This window comes from Microbacterium sp., from assembly GCF_047606385.1.
Taxonomy (GTDB): Bacteria; Actinomycetota; Actinomycetes; order Actinomycetales; family Microbacteriaceae; genus Microbacterium.
In genome coordinates, this window is sequence record NZ_JASGEL010000097.1 from 1 (window position 1) to 10,943 (window position 10,943).

13 protein-coding genes and 1 pseudogene are annotated in these 10,943 nt (G+C 73.5%); all 14 read left to right on the top strand.

Annotation, left to right across the window (positions count from 1 at the left end):
* Positions 1 to 725 (top strand): annotated as a pseudogene (locus QM626_RS09440) (primosomal protein N'); the annotation flags it as partial.
* 19 nt (positions 726 to 744) lie between these two features.
* Positions 745 to 1,665, top strand: a complete 921-nt coding sequence (gene fmt / locus QM626_RS09445) for a methionyl-tRNA formyltransferase (protein ID WP_415076344.1) — start codon at positions 745 to 747, stop codon at positions 1,663 to 1,665.
* Positions 1,662 to 3,005 carry an RsmB/NOP family class I SAM-dependent RNA methyltransferase gene (locus QM626_RS09450; RefSeq protein ID WP_415076346.1) on the top strand — a complete coding sequence of 448 codons (1,344 nt, stop codon included), beginning with the start codon at positions 1,662 to 1,664 and terminating at the stop codon, positions 3,003 to 3,005. The genes fmt and QM626_RS09450 overlap by 4 nt, the downstream gene beginning before the upstream one ends.
* A gap of 25 nt (positions 3,006 to 3,030) precedes the next feature.
* Positions 3,031 to 3,705 (top strand): ribulose-phosphate 3-epimerase, encoded by a 675-nt coding sequence (rpe, locus tag QM626_RS09455; RefSeq protein ID WP_415076348.1) that lies wholly within the window; start codon positions 3,031 to 3,033, stop codon positions 3,703 to 3,705.
* A 121-nt stretch (positions 3,706 to 3,826) separates the two neighbouring features.
* Positions 3,827 to 4,090, top strand: coding sequence for a phosphoribosyl-ATP diphosphatase (locus tag QM626_RS09460; RefSeq protein WP_415076350.1), 264 nt, complete (start codon positions 3,827 to 3,829; stop codon positions 4,088 to 4,090).
* A gap of 45 nt (positions 4,091 to 4,135) precedes the next feature.
* Positions 4,136 to 4,978 (top strand): ATP phosphoribosyltransferase, encoded by an 843-nt coding sequence (hisG, locus tag QM626_RS09465; protein ID WP_415076352.1) that lies wholly within the window; start codon positions 4,136 to 4,138, stop codon positions 4,976 to 4,978.
* A gap of 1 nt (position 4,979) precedes the next feature.
* On the top strand, positions 4,980 to 5,744 hold the full coding sequence (gene hisF / locus QM626_RS09470) for an imidazole glycerol phosphate synthase subunit HisF (RefSeq protein WP_415076354.1): 765 nt from the start codon (positions 4,980 to 4,982) through the stop codon (positions 5,742 to 5,744).
* Positions 5,741 to 6,091: a phosphoribosyl-AMP cyclohydrolase gene (gene hisI / locus QM626_RS09475; RefSeq protein WP_415076356.1), complete on the top strand. Its 351-nt coding sequence runs from the start codon at positions 5,741 to 5,743 to the stop codon at positions 6,089 to 6,091. The genes hisF and hisI overlap by 4 nt, the downstream gene beginning before the upstream one ends.
* A complete protein-coding gene (locus QM626_RS09480; RefSeq protein WP_415076358.1) occupies positions 6,088 to 6,693 on the top strand; it encodes a Trp biosynthesis-associated membrane protein in 606 nt (201 codons plus the stop codon). The genes hisI and QM626_RS09480 overlap by 4 nt, the downstream gene beginning before the upstream one ends.
* A gap of 34 nt (positions 6,694 to 6,727) precedes the next feature.
* Positions 6,728 to 6,958, top strand: coding sequence for a DUF6704 family protein (locus tag QM626_RS09485; protein WP_415076360.1), 231 nt, complete (start codon positions 6,728 to 6,730; stop codon positions 6,956 to 6,958).
* A complete protein-coding gene (trpC, locus tag QM626_RS09490; RefSeq protein WP_415076362.1) occupies positions 6,955 to 7,737 on the top strand; it encodes an indole-3-glycerol phosphate synthase TrpC in 783 nt (260 codons plus the stop codon). Before QM626_RS09485 ends, trpC begins: the two co-directional genes overlap by 4 nt.
* A complete protein-coding gene (gene trpB, locus QM626_RS09495; protein WP_415076364.1) occupies positions 7,734 to 8,993 on the top strand; it encodes a tryptophan synthase subunit beta in 1,260 nt (419 codons plus the stop codon). The genes trpC and trpB overlap by 4 nt, the downstream gene beginning before the upstream one ends.
* Positions 8,990 to 9,775 (top strand): tryptophan synthase subunit alpha, encoded by a 786-nt coding sequence (gene trpA / locus QM626_RS09500; protein WP_415076366.1) that lies wholly within the window; start codon positions 8,990 to 8,992, stop codon positions 9,773 to 9,775. Before trpB ends, trpA begins: the two co-directional genes overlap by 4 nt.
* A gap of 191 nt (positions 9,776 to 9,966) precedes the next feature.
* Positions 9,967 to 10,935, top strand: a complete 969-nt coding sequence (gene lgt, locus QM626_RS09505; RefSeq protein ID WP_415076368.1) for a prolipoprotein diacylglyceryl transferase — start codon at positions 9,967 to 9,969, stop codon at positions 10,933 to 10,935.
* Positions 10,936 to 10,943: the final 8 nt, after the last annotated feature.

Genomic DNA, 10,943 nt, shown 5'->3' on the forward strand with positions numbered 1-10,943 from the left:
GCTGCGCGCACTGCGACGGCACCCGCCTGCGGCCGGCCGGCGCGGGCAGCGAGCGCACCGCCGACGAGCTCGGCCGCGCCTTCCCGAACACACGGGTGATCGTCGCGGACGCCGAGCACCCGGTGACCCGGCTCGACGGCCGTCCGGCCCTGGTCGTGGCCACCCGCGGCGCCGAGCCCGTCCCGGACGGCGGCTACCGCGCGGTCCTCCTGCTGGACGGACCGCGGATGCTGCTCGCCGACGACCTGCGGATCGGCGAGCACTGCCTGCGCTGGTGGTCCAACGCCGCCGCCCTCGCCGCTCCCGGCGCGCCGGTCCACCTCGTGGGGGTCACCGGTCCGGTCGCGCGGGCCCTCGCGACGTGGACCCAGCCCGCCTACGCCCGCGCCGAGCTGTCCGAGCGCGCGCCGCTGCGCATGCCCCCCACCGTCCGGGTCGCCTCGGTGGAAGGTCCGCCGGCCGCCGTCGCCCTCGCGCTGGAGACGCTGCGCGCCGACGTGCCCGACCTCGGTCCCGACGCCGTGCTCGGCCCGGTCCCGGTGTCCGCCGATGTGCGCACCGACCGCGCGCTCGTGCGGTTCGACTACGCCGCGGGCGCCGCCGCGACGGCGTCCCTGCGTGCCGCCGTCGTCGCCGCGGCGGTGCGCGGGCGGGGTCCACGGCGGTCACAGGGAGCGCGGAATACACTCAGGGTGCGGGTCGACGTGCCCGATCCCGATCTCTGATCCACCCGTCTGGAGCGCCATGCGCCTCGTCTTCGCCGGTACGCCCGCGCCCGCCGTGCCGTCCCTGCGGGCGCTGCACGACTCGCCGCACGAGATCGTCGCGGTCGTCACGCGCACCGACGCGCCGCTCGGCCGCAAGCGGGTGCTGACGCCGTCTCCGGTCGCTGCGGCGGCAGCGTCCTTGGGCCTGCCGACGATCAAGGCCGACCGGCTCGATGCCGGTGCGACCGCCGGCATCACCGCGCTGGCGCCGGACCTCGGCGTGATCGTCGCGTACGGCGGACTCGTGCGTGAGCCGCTGCTGTCGACGCCGCCGCACGGCTGGATCAACCTGCACTTCTCACTCCTGCCGCGGTGGCGCGGGGCGGCCCCGGTGCAGCACGCGCTCATCGCCGGCGACCCGGTCACCGGCGCCGGCGTGTTCCGGCTGGTGCCCGAGCTCGACGCCGGCGACGTCTACGACGAGCTGCGCTACCCGGTCCCGCCGCGCGCGTCGGCGGGCGACGTGCTCGCCGCCCTCGCCGACCAGGGCGCGGAGCTGCTCGTGCGGGTCGTGGACCGCATCGCCGCCGGCACGGCATCCGCGACGCCCCAGCAAGGGGAGGTGACGTACGCCGCCAAGCTGACCGCCGATGACGGGCGCATCCGGTGGGACGAGACCGCGGACGCCGTGCTCTCCCGCATCCGTGGCACGACCCCCGAGCCCGGCGCGTTCACGACCGTGGCCGGCGCGCGGCTCAAGGTGCTCGCCGCGCACCGCGCCGACCGTGAGCCGCCGCTGGCGGCGGGCCGCATCGCCCTGCACGCGGGTCAGGTGCTCGTGGGCACGGCGACCGCGCCGATCGCGCTGGCCCGGGTGCAGCCGGCGGGCAAGCAGGCGATGGACGCCGGCGCCTGGTGGCGCGGGCAGCGCCAGGCCGAGGCGGTGGCCGGCTCATGAGCGACTCCCGCCGCGTCGCGTACGACGTGCTGCGCGCCGTGCACGAATCGGACGCCTACGCGAACCTGCTGCTGCCCGCCGCGATCGACCGCGCCGGGCTGACGGAGAAGGACGCGGCCCTGGCCACCGAGCTGACCTACGGCACCCTGCGACGCCAGGGCACCTACGACGCCGTGATCGCCGATGCCGCGGGACGGGAGGTCACCGCGATCGACCCGGAGGTGCTCGACGCGCTGCGCCTGGGGGCGCATCAGATCCTCTCCACCCGCATCGCCTCGCACGCCGCGGTGCACGAGACCGTGTCGCTCGTGCGTCGCGTCGCCGGGCAGGGCCGCACCGGCTTCGCGAACGCCGTGCTGCGTCGCATCGCCCGCGACACGCCCGGCGAGTGGCTCACCCGCATCGAGTCCGCCGCACGCTCGGACGACGAACGCCTCGCCTACGCCGGGTCGCACCCGGTGTGGATCATCCGGGCCTTCCGCCGGGCGCTGGCGGCGGAGGGTCGGGCCGACGAGCTCGACGAGCTGCTGCGCGCCGACAACGCCTCGCCGCGGGTGACGCTGGCGGTGCTGCCCGGGCTGGGCGAGCGGCCCGCCGGACTCGCGCCGACCCCGTACTCGCCGGTCGGGATGCGCTCCGGCGGGGGAGACCCACGGGACGTCGTCGCATCGGGTCTCGTGCGCGTGCAGGACGAGGGCTCGCAGCTGGCCGCGCTCGCCCTGACGCGTGCCGCGCCGGTGCGCTCCGGCGAGCGCTGGCTCGACCTGTGCGCGGGCCCGGGCGGGAAGACGGCGCTGCTCGCGGCCGAGGCGCTCGCGCACGGCGCCGTGCTCGAGGCGAACGAGCCGGTTCCGGCCCGGGCGGGACTCGTCCGCCAGGCGCTGGCGGCGGTGCCGCTGGCGGTCCAGGTCAGCGAGCAGGACGGGCGCGAGCGCGCCGGCGCCGGCACCTACGACCGCATCCTCGTCGACGCGCCCTGCACCGGCCTCGGCGCCCTGCGCCGGCGTCCCGAGGCGCGGTGGCGCAAGCAGGCCGCGGACGTGCCCGCGCTCAGCGCGCTGCAGACCGAGCTGCTGACGGCGGCCGTCGACGCGCTGGCGCCGGGCGGCATCGTCGCGTACGTGACGTGCTCGCCGCACCTGGCCGAGACCGCCGCGGTCGTCGCCGACGTGATGCGCGCGCGTCCCGTCCTCGAGGAGATCGACGCGCGTGCCGTGCTGCAGCGCGTCGCCCGCACCCCGCTCGACCTGCCCGCCCCTGCGGACGGATCCGGCCACGCGCAGCTGTGGCCGCACCGCCACGGCACCGACGGCATGTTCGTCGCGCTGCTCCGGAAGTGACGTCCTCGCGCGAGATAATGGGCGGGTGAGCGGCATCCGAATCAACCCGTCCGTCCTCTCGGCCGACTTCGTCAACATGCAGGCCGACCTCGACCGCATCGCCGCCGCCGACTTCGTGCACGTCGACGTGATGGACAACCACTTCGTCCCGAACCTCACCTTCGGGCCGCAGATGGTGCAGCGGATCCAGGAGACGAGCCCCGTCCCGCTCGACGTCCACCTGATGATCGACGACCCCGAGCGCTGGGCGCCGGGCTATGCCGAGCTGGGCGCGGCATCCGTCACGTTCCACCTCGAGGCGTCGTCCGAGCCGGTCGCCCTGGCGCGGCGCCTGCGCGCGATCGGCGCCCGCGCCGGCGTCGCCGTGAAGCCCGGCACTCCCGCCGAGAGCCTCTACGACGTGCTCGACGAGTTCGACCAGATCCTCGTGATGACCGTCGAGCCCGGCTTCGGGGGCCAGTCGTTCATGCCCGAGACCATGCCGAAGCTCGCCGCCCTCGCGGCCGAGGCGCGGCGGCACGGGTCCGCCGTGTGGCTGCAGGTCGACGGCGGCATCTCCGCCTCGACGATCGCGCAGGCGGCCGAGGCGGGGGCAGACACGTTCGTCGCGGGGTCGGCCGTCTTCGGCGCCGACGACCCCGACCTCGCGATCGCGGCGCTGCGCGCCGGCGCGGCATCCGCCCACGCACACGCCCATTGATCGCGAGACCGCAACCCGGCGCCGAGACCGTGGTGTCACCCCACCGCCTCGGCACGCAGATGCGGTCTCGCGGGAAACAGCGTGCGACCGCGAGCCCCCTCGCGTTCGGTAACCTGGTGGGGTGAAGACGTTCGAGGGGCTTTTTGCCGAACTGCAAGAGAAGCAGGCGACGCGCCCCGAGGGATCCGGCACGGTCGCCGAGCTGGATGCCGGCGTCCACACGATCGGCAAGAAGATCGTCGAGGAGGCGGCCGAGGTCTGGATGGCCGCCGAGTACGAGACCGACCAGGCCGCCGCCGAGGAGATCTCGCAGCTGCTCTACCACGTGCAGGTGCTCATGCTCGCCAAGGGCCTCACCCTCGCGGACGTCTACCGACATCTCTGAGCGCCCCCGCCCGCCCGCTCACCACCCGAAAGCCACTGCACACCCATGCTGCGTATCGCCGTGCCGAACAAGGGCTCCCTCGCGGAGACCGCCGCCGAGATGCTCGCCGAAGCCGGCTACATCGGACGCCGGGACCCGAAGGACCTGTTCGTCTCAGATCCCGTCAACGACGTCGAGTTCTTCTACCTGCGCCCCAAGGACATCGCCACCTACGTGGGATCCGGCGCGCTGGACGTGGGCATCACCGGCCGGGACCTGCTGCGCGACGCGCGGATGCCGGGCGCCCGCGAGATCGAGGCGCTCGGCTTCGGCGGCTCCACGTTCCGCTTCGCGGGCGCCCCCGGCCGGTTCGGCGCCGTCGCCGATCTCGAGGGACTGCGGGTCGCGACGGCGTACCCGGGCCTGGTCGACGCGTTCCTGGACGAGCAGGGCGTGGCCGTCGACCTCGTGCCGCTGGACGGCGCCGTCGAGTCGGCGGTGCAGCTGGGCGTGGCCGACGCGGTCGCCGACGTCGTCTCCACCGGCACCACGCTGCGTCAGGCCGGCCTCGAGATCTTCGGGCCGGTGCTTCTCGAGTCGGAGGCGGTGCTGATCACCGGGGCCACCGAGCCGGACGGCCTGGACACGCTGCTGCGGCGCCTGCGCGGCGTCCTCGTCGCCCGCCGCTACGTGCTCATCGACTACGACCTGCCGGCCGCGCTGGTCGAGGACGCGGTGAAGATCGCGCCCGGCATCGAGTCGCCGACGATCTCGCCACTGCGCGACGCGGCCTGGGTCGCGGTGCGGGTCATGGTGCCGCGGGGGACCGTCAACCAGGTGATGGACGATCTGTACGCCCTGGGCGCCCGCGCCATCCTCGTGACGGCGATCCACAACGCGAGGCTCTGACATGACGCTCGTGTGCCGCGTCATCCCGTGCCTCGACGTCGCCGCGGGGCGCGTGGTCAAGGGCGTGAACTTCGAGAACCTGCGCGAGGTGGGCGACCCGGTCGAGCTCGCCCGGCTGTACTTCGAGCAGGGCGCCGACGAGCTGACCTTCCTGGATGTGACGGCCACCGTCGACGAGCGCGCCACGACCTACGACGTCGTGCGCCGCACCGCCGAGCAGGTGTTCATCCCGCTCACGGTCGGCGGCGGCATCCGCAGCGCCGACGACGTGGCGCGACTGCTGTCTGTCGGTGCGGACAAGGTCGGCGTGAACTCCGCCGCGATCGCCCGGCCCGCCCTGCTGGACGAGATCGCCGACCGCTTCGGGGCGCAGGTGCTCGTGCTCTCGCTCGACGTCACGCGCGACGGGACGAGGCCGTCCGGCTTCGTCGTGACGACCCACGGCGGACGCACCCGGACCGGGCTCGACGCGCTCGCCTGGGCACGCGAGGCGATCGAGCGCGGAGCCGGCGAGCTGCTGGTCAACTCGATCGACGCCGACGGCACCAAGGACGGCTTCGACCTCGAGCTCGTCGGCCTCATGCGGGAGATCTCCAGCGTGCCGGTGATCGCCTCCGGCGGCGCCGGAAGCGCCGAGGACTTCGCGCCCGCGGTGCGCGCCGGCGCCGACGCGGTGCTGGCGGCGTCCGTGTTCCACTCCGGGCAGCTGACGATCGGCGAGGTGAAGGCCGCGATGGCCGCGGACGGGATCGAGGTGCGGGAATGAGCGAGCCGCTCGAGGAGCGACTGGCGCGCGTGAGCTTCAACGCGGACGGGCTGGTCGCCGCGATCATCCAGCAGTGGGACACGAAGGAGGTCCTGATGCTCGGATGGATGGACGCCGAGGCGCTGCGCCGCACGCTGACCTGCGGCCGTGTGACCTTCTGGTCGCGCTCCCGCCAGGAGTACTGGCGCAAGGGTGACACGTCCGGGCACATCCAGCTCGTCAAGGGCGCCCGCCTCGACTGCGACGGCGACACCGTGCTGGTGACCGTCGACCAGGTCGGCGCGGCGTGCCACACCGGCACCCGCACCTGCTTCGACGCCGACGACCTCGACGCGGTGCCGGCGTGACCCGCCGGGCGCGGCTGCTCTCGGTCACCGCGATCCTGCTCGCCGGCGCGATCGGCGTGCTCTCGTCCACGCAGACCTGGGTGCACGTCACGCTCGTGGGCGCATCCACCGCTGATCTCGAGGTGGCCGGCGCGGACGCGATCTCGGTGCTGGCGCCGCTGAGCCTCGCCGTGCTCGCACTGGGGCTCGCGCTGTCGATCGTCGGGGTGTGGCTGCGGTACGCGTTCGCGGTGCTGAGCATCGCCGCGGGCGGGACGCTGGTGTGGCTGACGATCGCGGTGCTCACGGGGCCGCCGACCTCGGCGCTGGCTCCCACCGTGACCGACTCGACCGGGATCACCGGGGACGCCGCCGTCGCCGAGCTGGTGGCGGGCACCACGCTGACGGCGTGGCCGTGGCTGGCGTTGGCGGGCTTCGCCCTCCTCCTGGCCGGCGGGCTGCTGGCCCTGCTCACCGCCTCGCGCTGGCGCCGCGGCGGCCGCAAGTACGAGACCGCGACCGCTCACGCCGCGGCGTCCGGCGACGGCCCGCTCGACGCGATCGACTCGTGGGACGACCTGAGCCGCGGCACCGATCCGACCGGCCGCCGCCCGATAGACTGACGGTCGGGCACCGCCCCGGCACTGAAGGAGACACATGAGCAACCCCATCGGCGACCCCGGCCACGGACACTCGCCGGCCGCCTGGACGGCCGTCATCATCATGCTCGGCGCGATCGCGCTGGGCACGCTCTTCTTCTGGTTCGAGCTTCCTGTGCTGGTGTGGGCGTGCGCGGGCCTGGTCGTCGTCGGGCTGATCGTGGGCTGGATCCTGGCGAAGGCCGGATACGGCGTCAACGGCTCGAAGTACACGCCGAAAGAGCATTGAACCTCCTGGCCGACCTCACGGCCGGTGCGGTGCAGGATGCGGACGCCCGCGCCGCACGGCACCCGCTCGCCGAGGTCGAACATCTCGCCGTCGCCCAGCAGCCGGCGCGTGACGCGCTGAGCGCGCTCGCCCCGACCGACCGGGTGCGGATCATCGCCGAGGTCAAGCGGGCCAGCCCCTCGCGCGGCGACCTCGCGACGATCCCCGATCCGGCCCACCAGGCGCGGCTCTACGAGACCGGGGGAGCGAGCGCGATCTCGGTCCTCACCGAGCAGCGCCGCTTCAAAGGCAGCCTCGACGATCTGCGCGCGGTGCGGCGGTCGGTGAGCGTCCCGGTGCTGCGGAAGGACTTCGTGGCCACGCCGTACCAGGTGCTCGAGGCCCGCGCCGCGGGTGCCGATCTGGTGCTGCTGATCGTGGCGGCGCTCGAGCAGAGCCTGCTCGCCGAGCTCTACGACCTGGTCGTGCAGCTGGGCATGACCCCGCTGGTGGAGGCGCACTCCGTGGACGAGCTGTCCCGTGCGGCCGATCTCGGCGCCCGTCTCGTCGGCGTCAACGCGCGCGACCTGACGACCTTCGAGCTCGACCGCGACCTGTTCCGCCGGCTCGTCGACGCCTTCCCCGCCGGCGCGATCAAGGTCGCCGAGTCCGCCGTCCTCACGCCCGCCGACGTCGCGCACTACCGTGCGGCCGGCGCCGACGCGGTGCTGGTCGGCGAGGCGCTGGTCACCGGCGACCCGGTCGCGACGCTGCGCGCCTTCCTCGGAGGACAAGCATGAGACTGCGTGACGCCAAGGGCCCGTTCTTCGGGGAGTTCGGGGGCCGGTACATGCCGGAGTCCCTCATCGCCGCGATCGACGAGCTGACCGAGGTGTACGAGCAGGCGATGGCGGACCCCGCCTTCGGCGCGGAGTACACGCGGCTGCTGCACTCCTACGCCGGACGCCCGTCCGCGATCACCGAGGTGCCGCGGTTCGCCGCGCACGCCGGCGGCGCCCGGGTGTTCCTCAAGCGCGAGGACCTGAACCACACCGGCTCGCACAAGATCAACAACGTCATCGGGCAGGCGCTGCTGACCCAGCGCCTGGGCAAGACCCGCGTGATCGCCGAGACCGGCGCCGGTCAACATGGCGTCGCCACCGCCACCGCCGCCGCCCTGTTCGGCTTCGACTGCACGGTCTACATGGGCGAGGTCGACACCGAGCGGCAGGCGCTCAACGTCGCACGGATGCGGCTGCTCGGCGCGGAGGTCGTGCCGGTGAAGACGGGCTCGCGCACGCTGAAGGACGCCATCAACGAGGCCTACCGCGACTGGGTGGCCAGCGTCGAGACGACCAACTACATCTTCGGCACGGCGGCGGGCCCGCACCCCTTCCCGGCGATGGTGCGCGACTTCCAGAAGGTCATCGGCGAGGAGGCCCGCGCCCAGCTGCTGGACGAGGTCGGCCGGCTCCCGGACGCGGTCTTCGCCTGCGTCGGCGGCGGCTCCAACGCCATCGGCATCTTCGACGCGTTCCTCGACGACGAGGGCGTGCGGCTGTTCGGGGTGGAGGCGGCCGGCGACGGCGTCGACACCGAGAAGCACGCGGCCTCCATCGAGCGGGGACGTCCGGGGGTGCTGCACGGCGCGAAGACGTACGTGCTGCAGGACGAGGACGGGCAGACGATCGAGTCGCACTCGATCTCGGCCGGCCTCGACTACCCGGGTGTCGGGCCCGAGCACTCCTGGCTCGCCTCGATCGGCCGCGCCTCCTACATCCCTGCGACCGACGACGAGGCGATGCAGGCGCTGCGGCTGCTCAGCGAGACCGAGGGCATCATCCCGGCCATCGAGTCCGCGCACGCGCTGGCGGGCGCGCTCCGCGTCGGCCGCGAGCTCGGCCCCGACGCGCTGATCCTGGTGAGCCTGTCCGGCCGCGGCGACAAGGACATGGACACCGCCGCCCGCTACTTCCGCCTGTACGACGAGGGGGAGACGCCGGTGGCGCCGCCCGCGGACGACGAGGCCGCGACCGGAGAGGGGATCGAGCTGTGACCTCCCGCGTCTCCGCCGCGATCGACGCGGCCCACGCGGAGGGCCGCGGCGCGTTCGTCGGCTACCTGCCGCTGGGCTACCCCGACCTGGCTACGAGCGTCGAGGCGGCCGTCGCCCTCGCCGAGTCCGGCGCCGATGTGATCGAGCTCGGACCGCCTTACTCCGACCCGGTGATGGACGGACCGATCATCCAGGAGGCCACGCAGGCCGCGCTGGCGAACGGCTTCCGGCTGCGCGACCTGTTCCCGGCGGTCGCCGAGATCACCTCGCGCACGGACGTCCCGGTCGTGGTGATGACGTACTGGAACCCGGTCTTCCAGTACGGCGTCGACCGCTACGCCGACGACCTGGCCGCCGCGGGCGGTGCGGGGCTGATCACGCCCGACATCACCCCGGATGCCGCGGCCGACTGGATCGCCGCGAGCGAGCGGACGGGCCTCGACCGCATCTTCCTCGCCGCCCCGACCTCCGGCGACGAGCGTCTCGACCTGGTCGCCGCGAGCTCGACCGGGTTCGTCTACACGGTCTCGACGATGGGCATCACGGGGGAGCGGGCCGAGCTGGACGCCGCGGCCCGCACGCTCGTCGCCCGCCTGCGCGACCACGGCGTCGACCACGCGTGCGTCGGCATCGGCATCTCGACGCCCGAGCACGTGGCCACGACGGTCGCGTACGCCGACGGGGCGATCGTGGGCTCCGCCCTGGTGCGCGCGCTGCGCGACGGCGGCGTCGACGGCCTGCGCGCCGCCGCCACGGCCCTCGCCGCCGCCACCCGCCGCTGACATCACACCTCACGGCGACGCCGCGTGTCATAACTCCGCCTGATCTGCGCCCCGCGGGTCCGACGCCCGTGTCCTGGCGCGGGTGTCAGATGTCCGGGCGCCCGATCTGGCGGAGTTATGACACACCGACCGTCACAGACCCGCCACCCGAGCCGCGCAGCGCGGCTCCGGCGCGCCAGTAGACTCGCGAGGTGACTCTCTCGGCCCTCGTGTCCGCCAGCATCCCGAGCCCCTCGATCAGCTACATCGACATCGGTCCGCTGCGCATCCACTTCTACGCCCTGTGCATCATCGCCGGCATCATCGTCGCGGTGCTGCTGACCAACCGCCGCCTGGTCAAGCGCGGGGTGGAGAACTGGGCCGTCATCGACATCGCCCTGTTCGCCGTGCCGATCTCGATCGTGTGCGCCCGCATCTATCACGTGCTCACCCACTGGGGCTTCTACTTCGGAGCCGGGGCGAACCCCTGGACCGCGCTCTACATCTGGGAGGGCGGCATCGCGATCTACGGCGCCCTCATCGGGGGCGCGATCGGCGCGCTGATCGGATGCCGCTGGACCGGCATCCGCTTCTGGACCTTCGCCGACGCCCTCGCCCCGGGCCTGATCATCGCGCAGGCCATGGGTCGGTTCGGCAACTACTTCAACCAGGAGCTGTTCGGTCAGCCCACCGACGGCTGGTGGGGTCTGCAGATCGACTCCGACAACGCCGCCTTCCCGCCCGGGCTGCCCGCGGACACCCTGTTCCAGCCCACGTTCCTCTATGAGGTCATCTGGAACCTGCTCGGCGCCGCGGTGCTGCTGTGGGTCGGCAGGCGCCTCACCCTGCAGTGGGGCCGCCTGTTCGGGCTGTACCTGGTCTGGTACAGCGCAGGGCGCATCGTGTGGGAGTCCATCCGCATCGATCCCAGCGACGTCATCCTCGGCCTGCGCACCAACGTGTGGGCGGCGATCGGCGGCGTGATCCTGGGGCTGATCATCATGTTCGTGCAGAAGCGACGGCACCCCGGCCTGGAGCCCTCGCCCTATCGTCCCGGGCGCGAGCCGGGGGTCGAAGCGCCTGTACAATCGCAGGAGACCGACGACTTCGTGGATGTCAGCGAACCGCCCACGACCGTGGTCGCCGAGGGACAAGCCACAAGCGGAGCGCCAGCGAAATAACAACCGGG